Genomic DNA, 16,481 nt, shown 5'->3' on the forward strand with positions numbered 1-16,481 from the left:
GCAGGGCCTCCTGCGCCGACGGCGACAGATGCCGCGCGTCCCCCACCAGATCGCTCACACCCCACCAACGACCCAGAACCCGAACCGTTTCGGATTAATATCTAGGCTTGCCCCTCGGTTGCAAAGAGCTGGAACGGATCTTACGTGCGGGGACGGATTCGGCACGGCAGTAACCAGGTGCTCCGCTGGAACGTATCCACAGTGGAGGCGTACCGGGCGGAAACGACAACATGAGACCCGTCCAGCCGGGCCGCAGAAAGTCGCCTGCCCGCATTGGCGCGAATAGCCGCTGCGGTCATGCCCTTAAATGTCCACGCGCGGCGAGCGCCTACAATACGTCGTCGAACATGTAGGTGAGTACGTAGTCTCCCTCACCATCAAAGTGAAAAGTGCGTTCAACCGACAGGAAGTCGCTCAGGTCTTCGTATTCCGCACGCCAAACAGTGGTTGTCTGTGTCTCCTGCCGAAAGAGTGCGTTGGAAAACTCTAGGTGGTATATCCAGCGGGTGTTCGGGGTGTCGGGATCGATCCCGAAGCTATAGGAGCCGATGTCGACTTTCTCGCCATCGTCCATGTACCAAGGGCCCCGGTAAGACGCGTTGTTCGTTACAAGGGAGACGTTATAACTGCTACCGAACCCAAATGCATTATAGGCGACTTTGATGCATTCCAAAGATAGGACATGAATGGCGATCATCTGCCTTGACCAATCGTGCGCAAAGAGGCTTCAACGTGGCCCGACTTCCACGCTACAGCAGCAATTCCACGACCGCATGTCGATCATTCGTCCCGTAAAGCGTTTGCCTCGTTCAGGTTCAGCCGACCGAGTCTCCTTCACGCCCCGAAGGGAAATGCGTGGCGGAAACACCGCTACAAACAACGGCCCGGCTCCGAGCAAAGATCGAGCGGCGGAAGACCGAAGCCGCAAGTGATCGAACGCGTACTTGGGCTTCCTGGATCAGGCGGAGCCACTTCCTCGTCCGAGTCGCCCGCGACCAGTCCGGTCGTCACCCATCAGGCACCCCACGTGTCGCACGCGTTCATTCGGCAGAATTCCTGCCACCCGGACCGAAAGGCGGGAATTCCCGCACCCCGGCTGTGCCCTGTGCAGGGCTGATCCCTTCCACAGCGAGGCGGAAGAGGCGATCGGCCTGGACCTCGGGGACCGCGTGGTGCTCGGTGGCCAGGGCGATGCCGACGGCGAGGGTCAGCAGGTCGTGAAAAGTGACGTGCGGTGCAACCGCCTTGTCGCGGATGGCGCGCTGGAGCAGAGGATCTCCTGCCGCTTCGATTCTGCCGCCACAGCTATTCGGGGAGGGATTCTCGGTGGGAGGCTCGTAGCTGAGGATATGGGCGAATCCGCGGGCCGAGACGGCGTAGAGGACAAGGGCGTGGAGCCATTCCAGGAGTGCGGTGCGGCCGTCCTCGGTCGCACTCAGCCGGTGGGCGCGCTCGCACAGGCCCTCGACGCGTTCCTGGAAGACGGCTTCGAGCAGGGCCCGGCGGGTGGGGAAGTGACGACGCACGGTCGCCGAGCCGACACCCGCGATGCGGGCGATCTGCTCCTGGGACGCCTCGGCCCCCCGCGCGGCGACCTCGGTTTCGGCGACGGCGAGGATGCGCTGGTAGTTGCGTCGGGCGTCCGAGCGCTGACCGGTCATGATCTCCTCATTGCTAAACGGCGGGCCCCGCCATATCTTAGCGGCAACACAAAACGGCGACCCCCGCCGTTTTGCCTCTCCGGTCCGCGAGGAGCAGCAACCATGCCTGGTAGCAGCGATATCGTCCTGGTCACCGGCGCCACCGGCCGGCAAGGCGGAGCCACGGCTCGCGCACTTCTGGCCTCCGGGGCGCCCGTACGTGCGCTCGTGCGCGATCCGAGCTCGAAGCCCGCCCGTGCGATCGAGGCGCTGGGCGCCGAACTGGTGAGGGCGGATCTCTCCGACCGGGCCTCCCTCGGCCCGGCGGTCGAGGGGGTCCGCGCGGTGTTCTCGGTGCAGATGCCGCCCATGACCGAGACCAGCGTGGATTTCGCGAGCGAACTCGCCCAGGCCACGAACCTGGTGGACGCGGCGAAGGCCGCAGGAGTGCCTCAGTTCGTGCAGTCCTCGACCAGTGGAGTCGGTGCACACACCCGGGTCGCCGGCTGGGCCGAGGGCCGCTGGGCGGCGATGGCGGACTACTTCCACACCAAGCAGGCGATCATGGAAGCGGTGCGCGGTGCGGGTTTCGCCCGCTGGACGGTGATCAAGCCCGCCTTCTTCATGGAGAACCTGCTCCTGCTGACGCCCAAGGGGCCCCGTGGCGGACTGCTGACCGTGCTGAAGCCCGACACCGAACTGGCCCTGGTGGCCGTGCGGGACATCGGCACGGCCGCGGCGCACGCCCTGCGAGATCCCGACCGGTTCCACCGGGTGGAACTGGAACTGGCCGGTGACCTGCGCACGATGGAGCAGATCGCGCGCACCTTGTCCGCCGCCTGGCGCGTGCTCGTGACCGCGCCTTCCATGAACGTGGAAGAGGCCCTCGCCGCGGGGATGCCGAAGTGGGGAGCCGGACACGAGTGGAACAACGAGGTCCTCCAGCCCGCCCGTCCCGAGTTCGCCCAGGAGTTGGGCATCCCGCTCACCACCTTCGCCGAGTGGGCGGACGAGCAGTTGGCACCCCCCAGGGGTGTCCGGCGCTGACGTGCTTCGGCTCCATGGGGCGCCGGCGTCGCGCTTGCCGCCGGTGGTGGTTCAGTAGTCGAGATCCAGGTAGTCGATGTCGTTGATCTCGACGTCGGAGAGTCCCGGTGCACGGCTGCCGGCGTCCTGGAAGTAGACGTCCTTGAAGCCCTCGGCGATGATCCCGCGCAGCTCCCGGTCCCCGGCGCCCCTGTCGCGGGCGTCGAACAGGCGTTGCGCGTAGGGAGCGGGGAGGCGGACTGTCAGGCGGCGGAAGCGTCCGTCGTCGGTCGTGCCGACGGGCGCGGTGTAGCCGAAGCGGGCCCGCGTCTCGACCGTGATGCCGGCGGCGGCGGCCTGTTCGCGGCGGCGTCTGCGCACGCGGGGCTGCCAGCGGGAGCGGACGGCTTCGTCGATCTTCGCGGCGATGTGCTCCGGCGGGTTCCGGCGGGCGCCGCGCCGGTAGCGGTTGACGGAGTCCGCTGTGACGCCCAGCTCCGCCGCGACCGCCTTCGCGCTGCCCAACTGCCGCAGCAGGTAGGCGACCCGGCCCTGGAGGGTCTTGGGCGGCTGCCGGGTGAACCCCTCCCGGTCGGCCCGCTCGATGGCGTCCTCGATCTCCCCCATCGGTCAGCTCCCGTCCGCGGGCCCGCCGGTGCGCCGGCGCACCGCCCGGGCACCGGCGGCATGGGCGGAGGGCAGGGGCCGCGGCGGTGCGGCGGGGGTGGTCATGTCGGGCACGGTGCCTTCTTCGCTCTGGCCGGGAGGGGTGTGGGGGGTGCGGGTTACTCGCCCTCGTCGAGGACGGCGTCATGTAGGTTCCGGCCGCCGTTGTCATTCGTGACTGCGGTGACCTGCTGCTTGTGCTGCTGTCTCATCGAATGTCCCGCAGTTTCCGTCTCGCTTCGGTGGCATTTCCTCACGCGGCGTCGTCTCGCTGGTCCTGTTCCGGCTTCCAGGTCTGGTCGAACCAGGTGATGAAGTCCATCACGGTTCCGACGCGGGCGATCCTCTCGTGGATGGCTCGCTGGTCGTGGCCGGGAAGGAAGTCGCCCCGGCTAATGGGCTTGCCGCATCCGCAGTTGCACTCACGGTTGCCCAGGGGGGAGTCGAAGTAGGTGATGGGGTTCTGCTGGGCGCCGTTCGGGGCGGGCTTGCCAACGTAATGGTCGTGGACCGGATGCCCGGGGCCGAGGATGCGGCCTTCGAAGGCCCGTCGCCCTCCGGGGACGTCGACAACCCGGTCGATCTCCATGGCCTGGCGAATGATCCCGCCGCCGTTGACGACCGCGAACCGCTCTCGTTGGACGCGCGATCCGGGCATCACCCAGACTCCGCGGGCGATCTCATGGAGCTGCCGGTCGGACAGTCCGTCGCTCCAGCCGATCTGTGAACGCTGGAGAGGATCACTGTTCGGGTCGACGTCCTTGTTCTTGCCGAGAGTGATCTGAATCATCGCACCTCCCTGCCAGGCCGCCTCATGGGTGGTTGGAGAGGTGAGGCGACCTGTTCAGGATAGACCCTGCACCCCCGCTATAACGGGGTATGGAGGGATCACATCTTGGAAGGAGATCGACCTCTCCCTGGACAGCAGCACGGCGGCACCACCAGACCGCACTCGCGCACGTCCTAGACACCGTCGGGCGAGGTGAGGGTGGCGGCGGAACCGGTGATCACGTCGACCAGATAGACGACGTCACCCACGATCGTCATCGTTGCGGACATGCTGCAGTCGGCACCGGAGAGGACTGCCACGACCGTGTGGATCCTTCGCAGCGGGCACCGTATGTGGGCCGTCAGCATCGCGGAAGCGGGTATCAAGCACTTGGTCCCCCGTTACGCTGACGTCACGCGGGAACCGGGCCGTCGGCCCCGTATGTTGTCGTTGCACGGGCATCGGCCCGGACCAGCAAGGCGGATCTACGGCTTCACGGGAGGGTTCTGTGTTGGTGGAGGCGCTATCGGCAGCGGCCGGCGCGGGTGGGATGGCCGTGGTGCAGGCGGCCGGGACAGATGTGTGGACGGTGGTCAGGGACCGGATCGCCCGGCTGTTCGGGCGCGGGGGAACTGATCCCGACCCTGTGGTGGACATGACCGTCGAATTGCTCGAGCGCGACGGGGCAGCGCTGGCGGAGGCCGAGCAAGCGGGCAGTGGCACCGAGTTGACGCAGAGCGTCAGCGAGGCATGGACCCGTCGGCTCGTCGGGCTGCTGGAGTCCGCAGACGAGGACGAGCAGCGGCGCATCGCAGAGGTACTGTCTGAGGCCGCGCGGGTAGCGCAGCAAGGGGCGGGGTTGATGACCCACGGCGGATCGGGCGCCGTCGCCGGCGACCGCGGGTTCGCGGCGGCCGGAGACGTGAAGATTACCGCGACCCAAAGCGGAGTGGCGGCCGGGGTAATCAATGGGGCGGTGAACCCGACAAACCCTCCGGGAGCGGCTGGGAGGCCAGCGGACTCGTAGCAAGCCACCGCACCGGTGGCCTCTCGGGGTACGGCCACGGGCCCTTGAACATTTATGCCGCGGGCACGGGTGTGGCCGCGCAGCACATCGAGCAAGTAGTACTGCCGTCCCACGTGCCGGAGTGGCCGATGATGCTCGGCCCGTTGCCGGCGCGGGCACATGCGTTCCAGGAGCGGCGACAGTCGGGTGAACTCACCGAGCTGGCGGGCGCCGAAGGGGGCGGCTGTGTCGTCCTCAGCGGAGCCGTCGGGGTCGGAAAGACCCAGTTGGCCACCGACTTCGCCCACCGAGTCTGGGACGGGCGGCAGGCCGATCTGGTGGTGTGGTGTGACGCGGGTTCGCGGCTCGACGTGGTCACGAGGTACGCGAACGCGGCCTTCGCGATCACCGGGTTCGCCGAACCCGAGCCCGAGGCCGCTGCGCGGCGGTTCCTGAGCTGGCTCCACACAACCGACCGGCCCTGGCTGGTTGTCCTGGACAACCTGGCCGACCCTGCCGACTTGCGCGAGCTGTGGCCGCCGACGCGTCCGGGCTGTGTGACTGTGACGACGACGCGGCACCGCAGCGCGGTCCTCGGTGAGCAAGGGCGGGAGCTCTGGCCGGTCGACTTGTACACGCGTGCCGAGGCGGTGGCATATCTGTCGGCAGTGCTGAGTCCCCGCGGGTCAGGGACCATGTCCGATTTCGCCGGTCTGGCCGCCGATCTGGATCGACTCCCTGTGGCGTTGGCGCAAGCGGCCGCATACATCGTCGACAACCAGTTGTCCTGCAATGAGTATCGGCGGCGACTCCGCGAACGGCTCTTATCCGCATCCATGCCCGGCCCGGACGAATTGCGCGACGGGCATCACGTCATCACCGCGACATGGTCGATGTCGGTGGAGCTCGCGAACCGTTCGGAGCCGGTGGGCATGGCCGGTCCGCTGCTGGACCTTGCCGCCTGCCTCGATCCCGGCGGGATCCCCCTGGCGGTACTGACCGCCCCAGCAGTTTGCGACCATCTGTCCCAGGAGCGAGCGCGGGCCGCCGGGCTGGACTGCATCGGGGCCGACGCCGCCCGCTTCGTCACCCGAGACGAGGTTGCCGACGCCCTGCAGGTACTTCGTCGCCTCAACCTCCTGGACTTCGCAGACGAAGCCACGGGCGGACCGCACCAGCAGGTGCGCGTACACTCCCTGGTCCAGCGTGTCGTTTGCGAGCAATTCACGGCTGAGCAGGCCGATGCGCGGTTCGCTGTATGTCTGAACGCAGTTGACGGCGTATGGGGCATGTTCCCGCAGCACCTCCCGGAGGGTGCACGGATGCGGGCCAACGCCAAGCACCTGTTGACCGTCGCGGGTGACGCCCTGTGGCATCCGCAGCCCAGTTCCTTGCCGCTAGCCATCGGGTTCGGGCTTGCGGAGGCCGGGTACCAGAAGGCCGCAGCCGAATTCTTCGGGCAGCACCGGGCGGAATGCGAGTTTCGCTTTGGCCACGACGACCCGCGGACCCTGGATGTATGCCTGACCGAGGCGCAGTTCCTCATCGACGCCGACGACCGCATCGAGGCCCGTGCAAAGCTGACCGCGCTGCTGCCCAGGTTGACGCAGGCCTTCAGCGAGGACGGGCCTGCCACCCTGCAAGCGTGTGTCCTGCTGGCGCACCTGACCGGTGCGGACGGCGACGCCGCCGGCGCGGTGGCCGAGTTTGAGGAGCTGAGCCGACGTCACGAGGCCGCACTCGGAGCCTCGGACTGGCGGACCATCAACGTGCACATGCGAACCGCCCGCTGGTACGGCGAATCCGGCGCACACGAGCGCGCTATCGCGCTGCTGGAAGGAACCGCTGCCGATCAGGCCTGGTTGTACGGACGCCGGGACGTCGGCGCCTTGGTGACCCAGCGATCGATCGCCTACTGGTACTTCCGCTCCGGTGATCCCGACCAGGCGGCACAGCTGTATGACCAGGTGATGCGTGCCATGGCGGACGCCCTCGGCAGCAACCACCCACAAACCATCGCATGCGCGCGTGCCCTTTTCGCCTTGCACATGGAGCGAGGGAACTACGCTGCGGCATTGCCTGCGTTGCGCATGCTTGAGCCCGTGGCCGCGCTCGATGGCTCCAGCCTTCCGGATGTGCTCCGCACGCGGGCCGATCTGGCCATGCTTCGGGTGTGGAACGGCGTCCCGGAAGCCGTGGACGAGCTCGCCGCTGTGCGGGCAGACGCGGAACGGATACTGGGCTCGGCTGCGTCGGTCGCCGTGACCACAGATTTTTACGCGGTGCTCGGAAGCGTGATGAATCACGTGCGGGAGGTTACGCAGGCCCCCGGCTTCGAGCCTTCCGAACACGTCGCCGATCCGGAACTCGCCGCGCTGGGAACCACCATGGACGCGGTGGCCGCGCGAGTTTCCGCCGATTTCTCCGATAACTCCCCTCGCGACGTTGACTTCATGCGGGCGTTGGGGCGGATGCTGCGCGGCGAAGACTCGATCGCTGAGGCCATGCACCACATCATCTCGTTGTTCGGAGGCACGCAGAAGGCAGATGCCTCCCAGGCGCTGCAGGTCCTTCAGGATCTCGGCAAGCTCGGTATCGAACGACCGCCCGGAGCAGACACTGCACCGCCCGGAGGTCCGGACGTCGGCTTCGGCAGCGTCCCGGGTGCCATGATCACCATGATGCTTGTGTCGTCGTGCCTCAAGGTGTCCAGGCCGGATGCGGCGGCTGACGTGCTGCGGCGATCCCTGGCCTCGGCGGCCGCTGGTGGCACTGACACCGCGGCGCGGCTGGTCGACGACTGCCACGACTTTCTCCAGAAGACCGCAGCCGCCGACCGAACCGGTGCGGCCGCCGCGATCGACGTGCTGGTGACCTGCGCTACCGAGGTGTTGGGGGCGCTGCACCGGCACGTGCTGAACATGCGCGGCGATCTCTATCTCTGGGGCGCCCCGCAGGACACCCCCACGGACGCCATCCCGCACTTCGCCCTCCTCCTGCAGGAGATGGCGGAGGCATTGGGATGGGACGAACCGGACACCCTGAATGCTAGGACCATTCTCGCTTCCCTCCGCAGCCAGGTCGGTGTACCTGCGGAAGCGGCGCAGGAGCTCGACGATGTCGTTGCAGCCTTCACCCGCGCCCTGGGCCCACTCGACGAGAAGACCCGCACCGCTCGGCACGCCCATGCCCACGCTCTGCACCTCGCGAGCCGCCACAGCGCAGCCGCCGCGGCATTCGGCGCGCTCCTCGTGGACACCGCGACCGTTCTCGGAGTCGAGCACGAGTCTCTCGGCGCCTTAGACGACTGGATCGCCGCGTGCGCACACCAGGCATACACCGACGAGGGTCCCCTTCCGGCCGCCGCTCTTGCCGCTGCGGCGTGGGCGTGGCCGGCGCAGGTGTGGGGCCCAAACGCTCCCCGAACCCAGCGCCTCGCAGGGTTCGCCCATGAGTGGACTTGGGAGGCCGGGAGCGCCGGTGACCCGCTAGGCGCTGTGAACGCGCTCATCACGCTCCGAGACGAAATCGTGAGGCAGGGCCACGAAGGCGGCGTTGCCGAGCTCAGCACGCGGGTGCGCCTGGCCGACTGGCGCGGGTGCGCCACCCGCGACTTCCGCCCGACGGTAACCGAGGTCGCGGCGTTGGCCGAGCGGCTCGCGGAAGCCCGGGGCTCTGACTCACCCGAGGCCCTCTTCGCGCGATTCATCCTTGCCAACGCGCGCGGAGGCTCCGGCGATCCGGCACGCGCCGAGCGCGAACAGCGGTCGCTGGCACGCGAACGCGCCCACGTCTTGGGTACAGATCACATCGATACGCTGCGGGCGCGGCGCTCAGCCGCCCGGTGGCTGGCTGACTCGGCGCACCCCGGAGCCGACCCCGAGAGCGCTTGCGTAGAACTTCGCGACCTCCTCGACGCCGTTGTCCGCCGCGCGGGACCCATGCACGCGGAGGTCGCCGCAACGCTCGCCGGAGCACGCCGTTGCTCGGACACGCTCAAAACCCGCGGCCGACCGGGGGACGCCGCACGCTTGTCCCAGGAAGTGCTCGGGGATGTGATCCGGCTCCTCGGGACCGACCACCCGCAATCGGAAACGGCATTCAACTGGATCATCCACGACCTGGACGCTGCCGCCGCCGACCTTGGCCCAGCCCGAGGAGCCCAGCTCTACCGTGGGTTCACCGACCGCCTGAGCATCGCCCTCAGCCGCGACCACGCATGGACGCTCGCCGCATGGACACGGACGCTTTGGTGGCGCACCGTAACTACCACCGAACAGACCGACGTCGACGAACTGACCGAGCTCGCAGAGACGGCGTCCGCCGGTCTCGGCGAGCAACACCCGCTGACACTGAATATCCGCATCCGCCTCGCCGAAGTGACCGGCTTGCTCGGGGATCCTGTGGACGCCGCAGCGAGACTCGGCGCGCTGCACCAATCAGCGGCCGAATCCCTGGGCGAGGATGATCCGGTCACCGCCCGCGCACTGCACCTCCATGCCCAGTGGGCGGCGGCGACCGGCGACGACGTAGAAGCACTGGCATTGGCTGACACATACGAGCAGCGCCATGGGTCGGACGACATGGAGACGCTGGCCATCCGGAACATGGTGCTGCTGAGGCTGGCCAAGTCCGGTGCTCCCCGGGCTGTTCGCAGGGCCGCAGCCGAGTTCGAGCGTCTCGTATCCCGGGTTGAGACAGCGCTCGGCCGCGGTGCCGACCTGTCCTTGATTGTCCGGCACAATCATGGCTTCTCACTGGTTCAGGAGGGAGACACAGCCAGTGCAACGGCCGTCCTGACCCTTCTCCTGGCCGAAGTCCGCGCCGTCCACGGCAACAGTCACGCAAGGATGTCCGCTACCGTGAAGAACATCCGCAAGTGTGAGGGATCGGGTGACCCCTGGACGTCTCTCCCGCCGCCGTGACCAGACGGAAGCTGCAATGTGTCGTCATCGCGCCCGGCGCTTTCACCGCATTCGCCTGGCTGCCCGATCGGCCGTTGACCGGCGACCGGGAAGGTCGTGCCGCCGACCCAGGTAGCTGATCATTCCGAGCGAGAAGCCGGTCTCCTCTGCGAGTTCGCGGCAGGTGCGTCCAGCGGCGCGTTGGTCGCGGAGCCAGTCGAGATCGATCTGGCGCCAGCGGGTCGCTTTGCCGTCGCGCTTCATGCCGTATTCGCGGACCAGGACCTTGATCGCCTCGACGTTCACGTCGACGTGCTCCGCGATCCACTTGAGCGAGCGGTATTCGCCGAGGTAGAAGCGTGCGAGCTTCTCCCTGGGGAGAGTCGCGCGAGCCCGGCGAACAGTCGCTCCTCTCTCCCACTTCGCGCTCTTCGCCTCCCCGGGAGGGGCCGGCTGCTCCTGCAAGACGAACCGAACAGCGTCATGGCTGACGCCCAGGCGGCGGGCGGCCTGTGCTGTCGTCAGGCATTCGTCCCTGATGAGGCGGTGGAGCATGCCGGGATCGATGCCCCGCAAATCGCACCCGGGCAGCTCAAGATCGCGGATGATGTCCGTCGGAGGTTGCCAGGAGAGAGGTTCGTTGCGGATTCCCTGATCGGTGAGGAACTCGGCTGCGTGTCCTTCGAGTTGGCTCATCAGCGCCGGGGTGAGATCTGTTTCGAAGGTCCGCAGCATGGTCCGAAGTTCCGTGGTGCTGGGCGCGTAGGCGGCCGGGGCGAGGGTTGAGGGGAGCCCGCTGAGCCGTTCGAACAGCAGCGCTCGGGCGAACTGGTGGCGCCGTACTCCGCCGGCCTCGAATCCGATGTCCCGGCAGAGCTGCGTCCAGGTGTCCAGCGGCAGCAGGTTTCGGTAGTCGACCGTGCGGCGGCGGTCGTAGTCGATCGGCGATCCTTCCTGGTCGAGGTAGTCCGCCAGCACGGACAGGCCGAGACTGATGCCCCTGAAGTGGCCCCGCTTCGTGAGCCGGAACGTCATGTGAGATCCCAGCCTGTCTTCCACCGGTGCATGCAGGAGGCGGGCCGCCGCGGGGAAGTCCCCGGTGCCCCCGATCAACAGGAGGTAGCACGACAGGGCAGGGCGGATGGTGCGCGAGAGAGCCCCGTTCTGGGGACTCAGCCGGGCGGACCAGGCCGGCCAGAGCTGCGTCGGAATCTTGCGGGCCCGCTCGGCGACCCGCGTTGCCGCCGAGCGGCCGGGCCTGCTCGGCAGCTGGTCCGCGGTGCGGTAACGCAACTGGTCAGTGCCCTTGAGGCGGGGTGCGAGGGCCGCGAGTTGGATCGCGTCAAAAACCGGGCTGGTGTGGGCCCATCGGTGTGCGACCTTGAGCGGGATGGTGCCTTCGGTGTCGCTTATCAGGTTGCGAAGAGCGGCTCCGGCCTCGTGGATGTCGCCGTGCTCGAGGATGTGCAGGGCCGTGCTGACTGCGAGGGCGGCAGTTGCGGCCCGTTGCGGGGCAAGCCGTCCCGGACGGGTCTCCTCGACGGGGTCGAAGGACCGCCGCTTCTTGGGCAGGGCCTGCCGGTGCAGCGCCAGGATCTCCGGCGGGACGAAGCCCGCCAGCCGGTCGGGTTCAGGGACGCGGCGAAGCAGAACGCAGGTCAGCGCCCGAAGATCTCCGAACAGCGCAAGGCTGGGCTGGGGACGATCCTGGTAGACGCCGAAGCCGGCCCGATTGCAGGCGATGGCCTCCTCAATGAGCTTCTGGGCGGCGATCACGGGTCCGGTCGCGGCGAGCGTGAGTGCGGGAACCTCCTCGAACGGCTGGCCGCAGCGCGCCGGCGGGGCATCGTTCTCCGAAGGGCTGTGGCAGCGGCCCGGAGTGAGCGGGTGCCGGGTGGTCGCTGGGAAGTGCCGCGGCATGCGGTTGCAGCGGGGGCAGGCGTCGACCAGCAGCAGGCGGTGATCGAGGCAGGCGAAGGACCAGCCGAGTCTCCAGCTCAGCCGCCATCTGCCGCCGCTTGCGGCCAGGCAGGCCGGGCAGTAGCGAGACCCGCGGGCCCGCCCCCAGACATGTCTCGCCTCGACCCGTCGCCGCTGTGCGTCGACCACGTGGGCCCGTCTGTCGTAGCGGGCCAGGGTCATGGCGTGTGCCTGCGCCGGGGCGGGGCCGGCCGACCATGAGATGGCCGCCGCCTGGTCCGCGTCGAGAAGGGTAACCAGGCGCCTCAGGATGCCCGAGTCCACCGGCCGGGCGGATCCGCGGGGCAGCAGGCCCATCGAGGCCAGGACGTCGCCGGTGGTGGTGCCCAGTCGGTGGGCGATCGCCTCCCACCAGGAGTCGAGTGCCTCGCCCGGCTGCGGGGCGAGGCGGATCGGCAGGGTCCGCGCGTGCGTCACCGGCGGGCCGCCTTCTGGCGGGTCCGTCGGGAGCGCTGTCCCTTCAGGAGATTGCGTACGTCGTCCTGGGCCAGGTGCGCCGCCTGGTCGATCTTGACACGGCTCAGAAGTTCCTCGTCCAGACGCTCGGCGCCGGTGCGGACGGCTCGCTGGCAGCCGCGGTTGATGAGAGTCATCAGCGAGCCGATGTGGCCGCTGGAGCGGATGAACAGGTAGTCGAACAGGTCGTCGGCGAGCATGCCGCGGTAGGTGCCGCGCAGGACCAGGCGCTTCTCCAGCGCCAGCAGCAGCCGGCGCCACTGGCTGCGGCCCTGGTCGGTGGCCAGTTCGAACGATCCCATGTCCAGGCGGGTCGTGCGCCGGCCCGTCTGGGCCAGGACCGCGTTGTCGTAGGACTCTCCCTCGGAGAACAGTCCGCGCTTGGCCAGGCCGACCCCGACGAACAGCAATGTGACCGGGAACTCGTTCGCGACGTACTTGAAGTGGTTGCTCACTTCGACGCCGCCGGTCGCCCTCCAGCGCAGGAAGTGCAGGTCGTCGACGATCAGCAGCTTCACATCGCAGGAGAGCACGCAGTCCAGTGCGCGCTGGGCGAACTGCGCTGTGGTGCCGGTGGTGCGGCCGGGGTGGCCGAAGAACTCCAGCATCGCCCGGTTGAAGTCCTTCATCCCGGTGTTCCCGGTCAGGCCCACCCGGCAGACGGGGAGCCGTTCGTGCCCGCCGGCGGTGAACGCGCCGCCCTCGGCGATCTCCCGGCGGTGGAAGTCCCGGGCGAAGGCCAGCACCGCGGTCGTCTTGCCCAGTCCGGGGAAGGCGTCCACCGCGACGGCGCCCTTGGGCTGGTCGCCGTCCTGCTGGTTGCTGTCGAGGATGTCCCACAAGTCCTCGTGCAGCTCGGCCAGCTGCGGGGTCCGCAGCGGCCCGAGGTTCGCGTGCCAGATCCGCCGGGCCTGGTCATATTCCGCCTTCGCGCGCTCGCCCAGCGCCATGTACTCGCTGTGCGGCAGCAGTTCCGGCCGTGTCCGCGGTGCGGCTTCCGCGAACGCCGCCCAGCCCTCCTTGCGCGAGAGCGTCAGCGCGTCCAGGCGGTGGGAGTCTCCCGGCGTCCAGGTGCCCTCGCTGTTCACGCGTCCTCCAGAGCGCCCGAGTAGAAGTCGCTGTCGTCTTCGAGCTCCACGAATTCGGCCTCGTCAGCCGTGTCGTCGTCGCCGGTCTCCTGTGCGGCCTCGGACGCGAGTTGGGGTTCTGCCGCATCCGGCAAGTCCATGAGGCGTCTCACGCTCGGCAGCGTCGCGACGCTCTCTTCGGGCTCGGGCAGGTCCAGGGCAGCCTGTTCCCGGGCGAGCCGCAGCGCCATCCGGCGCTCGACCAGCGTGGTGCCCAGCCCGAGGTTCCAGCGTTCGAACAGGTCCCGGACCGCGGCCTTGTCGTCCGGGAACCGGTCGCGGGACGCGGCCAGGCGGCGGGCGAACTGCAAGGCCTCCTCGCTCACCGGCATGTCCCGGCCCGGTGCGTGTTCCCAGGCCAGCGCATGCCACCTGCGGCTCGCGGGATCGCGGAAGTAGACCGCGTTGATGTCGTCCGGGTTCACCGCGATGGGCCACTTGCCGTCCCGCTCGCCGCTGAGCAGACCGCGGTAGGGGTCCAGGGCGGCGCCGTTGTAGCGGCGGGCGTCCAGGTCGATGCCGTAGTGCTGGATCTTGCGCCGTTCCACCCGCAGGAACTCAAACGCCAGGTCCGGATCGCGCGGGACCTCGATGTAGCCGGCTCGGTTCAGCCCGTGCTCGAACATCGCCGCCGGCGACATCCGCAGCCCCGGCACCCCTGGATCGATCAGGCTGGTGTGCGGCCGGTGGTGATAGACGCAGGCCACCCACTCGCGGATGATCGCCTCCAGCTCGTGGAGGAAGAAGAACGCCTCTCCTTCGGGGCGCTCGCCGCGCGAGTGCAGATCGGGGCCCTTGTAGCCGGGCAGGGCCTGCAGCAGGTCTTCGCGCAGGGTCAGGAAGAACCTTTCCAGCGGGCCCTTGTCGCGGCCCGTCCGCAACCGGGCCGGCTGCACCGAGATCCCCAACCGGCGGCAGACGCTGGTCAGATGCTCCGAGACGAACACCTTGCCGTGATCGACCAGCACTGTCTCCGGCACCAGCGCCGGCGACGCCGCCGAGCGCATCGGCCCCTCCAACGCCGTGACGTCGATCAGCACCGATCGCGGGAAGCCGTGCTCGGGCCAGAGAGCGTGCGCCGGCCACCCCTCCCCCGCGGGGCGGGGGCGGAACGCCTGGTAGAGGGCGACGCTGGCGTCGACGGCCTTCGTCGACACCGGCGTGATCCTGATCCCCAAGACGCAGCGCGTGTACCAGTCCATTGCGACGGTCAGCTCCGCCTGCAGCCACTGCAGTGTGACCGGGTCCAGGGCGAAGACGTCCAGTCGGTTGGTGTCCATCAGCAGGTACTCGCCCGGCCGGGTCGGCCGCAACTTCCCGTAGACGCCACCGGGCCGGGCGGCGATGTCCCGGTTCCGCTTCGTACTCAGCCGGAACGTCGGATGACGCCGCTCCAGATCCTCCAGGAGGCGGTAAGTGGTCGCCCGGCTGGGCAGATCCTCCTCCGTAAAGCCCCTGGCCAGCAGCCGGGCCCGGGTCCGCTCGATGACCATCTTGCGCGACGGCTTGGACTGGCCCGTGTGCTCGACCATCACCTCCAGCGCCGCCTCCGACCACGGCTCCGCGTTCCGATGCCCCGAACGCGGCCCACTGCGGGCCGGCACCAGTCCCGCTTCACCGTCCTGGCGGAAAGCCGCGACCCACCGCTTGACCGTGCGAGTCGCCACCTCGAGCTCGGCCGCCTTCGCCGCGTACCGGCTCTCCAACGGCTCGCCCGCCGTATAGGCAGCACGAGGCTCCCCCACGGCCGGCAGTTCCTCGCTGCCGCTGCGGAACCCGGTCAGCACCTCCCGGACATGCGCGGCCCGCTCCAGCACCCGCTCCCGCTCGCTGGCGTCCAGCTGGTCCAGCAACACCGCCGCTGTCTCCTGCGGATCGTCGGAGGCCGGCCCCGGCCCGTCCGGGATGATGCGAGCGCGGTCGGACAGCAGCAGTTCCTTGACGGCCAGCCGCAGCAGCCGGCCCAGACCGTCCTTGAGGACCACCTCGCCGCCCGCCTGCGTGCTGGCGAATTCCACCACCTCGACGACCTCGCCGTTGTAGGAGAAGCGGCTTCCCACTCCCACGCGCACCGCAGCCCGGCTCAAGACGCCGTCCTCAGCACGCTGCGGGCGCTCAGGGGAACGCTCAGGTCGGTCAGCCACTGCTGTTTCCAGAGCAGGTGCAGGACCCCGGCCCGGACCAGCGGAGCTGGACGACCGGGAAGGCAGTCGAACGCCTCTCCCAGCGTGTCCCCGTCCACGACCCGGTCGCGCACTTCGCCGAGGATCGCCGGGTCGAACAGCCGCTCAGGCGGTGACTCCTCCTCCACCGCCTGGTCGTGTATCTCCTCGGTCAGGTCCGGCTCGAACAGCCAGTCGCGGCGGTAGCCCGCGAGGAACCGGACGTTGGCCAGCTCGGCGTCCGGCAGTTCGCTCCACACCTCGTAGTGCCAGCCGCGGGACTCGACCGCCTTGCGGGTCCAGGCGAAGGTGAACGCGTGCTCCGGCTTGGCCGCCCGGTGCCGTGGCTTGACGTCGACGACCAACGGGCCTGCCGTGGTAGCCAGCAGGTAGTCCGGGATGTGCCGGCGCAGCACGGGGTCCACTTTGGCCCTCAGCAAGAAGGGTTGGGCCACGATCGCCGTCACATCCCGGTCGAAGTCCGCGTAGAGCAGCCGTGCCAGCTCCAGCCGCGACTCGTAGATCACGTGATCCGACTGCGTACTCGACCAGTACGAACCCGAGTAGTGCTTCTGCCCCATGTACCAGCGGAACGTCCGCCACGGCTCAGCCGCGTACAGCATCTCCAACGGCACCGACTCCCAGGCAAGGCCCTCAGACGCCTCCTCCTCGGCAAGCCGAACACACACCTCTACATCCATCGTCAACCCCAGCGCTCGTGTAACTGCCCTTGATCGCAGGACAG

11 protein-coding genes are annotated in these 16,481 nt (G+C 68.6%); 3 read left to right on the plus strand and 8 right to left on the minus strand.

Translation table 11 applies throughout. The features are described from left to right. Positions 1–328 precede the first annotated feature (328 nt). Both ACZ6EJ_RS23835 and ACZ6EJ_RS23840 read right to left on the minus strand, forming a co-directional pair. On the minus strand, positions 329–697 hold the full coding sequence (locus ACZ6EJ_RS23835) for a hypothetical protein (RefSeq protein ID WP_469269828.1): 369 nt from the start codon (positions 695–697) through the stop codon (positions 329–331). 343 nt (positions 698–1,040) lie between these two features. Further along, positions 1,041–1,661, minus strand: coding sequence for a TetR/AcrR family transcriptional regulator (locus ACZ6EJ_RS23840; protein ID WP_469269829.1), 621 nt, complete (start codon positions 1,659–1,661; stop codon positions 1,041–1,043). 102 nt (positions 1,662–1,763) lie between these two features. Between ACZ6EJ_RS23840 and ACZ6EJ_RS23845 the strand changes: the two genes are divergently transcribed. Then, positions 1,764–2,687 carry an NmrA/HSCARG family protein gene (locus ACZ6EJ_RS23845; RefSeq protein ID WP_469269830.1) on the plus strand — a complete coding sequence of 308 codons (924 nt, stop codon included), beginning with the start codon at positions 1,764–1,766 and terminating at the stop codon, positions 2,685–2,687. Between the two features lie 51 nt (positions 2,688–2,738). Here the strand turns inward: ACZ6EJ_RS23845 and tpg are convergent, their stop codons facing one another. Both tpg and ACZ6EJ_RS23855 read right to left on the minus strand, forming a co-directional pair. Further along, positions 2,739–3,293 (minus strand): telomere-protecting terminal protein Tpg, encoded by a 555-nt coding sequence (gene tpg / locus ACZ6EJ_RS23850; protein WP_469269831.1) that lies wholly within the window; start codon positions 3,291–3,293, stop codon positions 2,739–2,741. A gap of 292 nt (positions 3,294–3,585) precedes the next feature. Next, a complete protein-coding gene (locus ACZ6EJ_RS23855; protein WP_331762202.1) occupies positions 3,586–4,122 on the minus strand; it encodes a hypothetical protein in 537 nt (178 codons plus the stop codon). A 487-nt stretch (positions 4,123–4,609) separates the two neighbouring features. On the opposite strand from ACZ6EJ_RS23855, the gene ACZ6EJ_RS23860 reads away from it, so the two are divergent. Both ACZ6EJ_RS23860 and ACZ6EJ_RS23865 read left to right on the plus strand, forming a co-directional pair. Further along, positions 4,610–5,128: a hypothetical protein gene (locus ACZ6EJ_RS23860; RefSeq protein ID WP_469269832.1), complete on the plus strand. Its 519-nt coding sequence runs from the start codon at positions 4,610–4,612 to the stop codon at positions 5,126–5,128. Between the two features lie 44 nt (positions 5,129–5,172). Further along, positions 5,173–10,032 carry a tetratricopeptide repeat protein gene (locus tag ACZ6EJ_RS23865; protein WP_469269833.1) on the plus strand — a complete coding sequence of 1,620 codons (4,860 nt, stop codon included), beginning with the start codon at positions 5,173–5,175 and terminating at the stop codon, positions 10,030–10,032. Between the two features lie 42 nt (positions 10,033–10,074). Here ACZ6EJ_RS23865 and ACZ6EJ_RS23870 read toward each other — a convergent pair whose 3' ends face one another. From ACZ6EJ_RS23870 to ACZ6EJ_RS23885, 4 genes are read right to left on the minus strand one after another with little or no spacing between them, the layout of a single operon-like run. Next, entirely contained in the window at positions 10,075–12,408 is a 2,334-nt protein-coding gene (locus tag ACZ6EJ_RS23870; RefSeq protein WP_469269834.1) for a TniQ family protein, read from the minus strand. After that, complete coding sequence (locus tag ACZ6EJ_RS23875) at positions 12,405–13,535, minus strand: AAA family ATPase (protein ID WP_469269835.1); 1,131 nt, start codon at positions 13,533–13,535, stop codon at positions 12,405–12,407. Before ACZ6EJ_RS23875 ends, ACZ6EJ_RS23870 begins: the two co-directional genes overlap by 4 nt. Continuing rightward, positions 13,532–15,661, minus strand: a complete 2,130-nt coding sequence (locus tag ACZ6EJ_RS23880) for a Mu transposase C-terminal domain-containing protein (RefSeq protein WP_469269836.1) — start codon at positions 15,659–15,661, stop codon at positions 13,532–13,534. The genes ACZ6EJ_RS23875 and ACZ6EJ_RS23880 overlap by 4 nt, the downstream gene beginning before the upstream one ends. Next, positions 15,658–16,425 carry a TnsA-like heteromeric transposase endonuclease subunit gene (locus ACZ6EJ_RS23885; protein ID WP_469269837.1) on the minus strand — a complete coding sequence of 256 codons (768 nt, stop codon included), beginning with the start codon at positions 16,423–16,425 and terminating at the stop codon, positions 15,658–15,660. Before ACZ6EJ_RS23885 ends, ACZ6EJ_RS23880 begins: the two co-directional genes overlap by 4 nt. Positions 16,426–16,481 lie beyond the last annotated feature (56 nt).

The sequence above is a fragment of the Streptomyces sp. NPDC041970 genome (genome assembly GCF_055588985.1).

Bases quoted from the DNA above. Each gene is read 5' to 3' on its own strand.
- ACZ6EJ_RS23855 (WP_331762202.1), bottom strand. From the start codon at position 4,122: ATGATTCAGATCACTCTCGGCAAGAACAAGGACGTCGACCCGAACAGT.
- ACZ6EJ_RS23840 (WP_469269829.1), bottom strand. From the start codon at position 1,661: ATGACCGGTCAGCGCTCGGACGCCCGACGCAACTACCAGCGCATCCTC.
- tpg (WP_469269831.1), bottom strand. From the start codon at position 3,293: ATGGGGGAGATCGAGGACGCCATCGAGCGGGCCGACCGGGAGGGGTTC.
- ACZ6EJ_RS23835 (WP_469269828.1), bottom strand. From the start codon at position 697: ATGATCGCCATTCATGTCCTATCTTTGGAATGCATCAAAGTCGCCTAT.
- ACZ6EJ_RS23845 (WP_469269830.1), top strand. From the start codon at position 1,764: ATGCCTGGTAGCAGCGATATCGTCCTGGTCACCGGCGCCACCGGCCGG.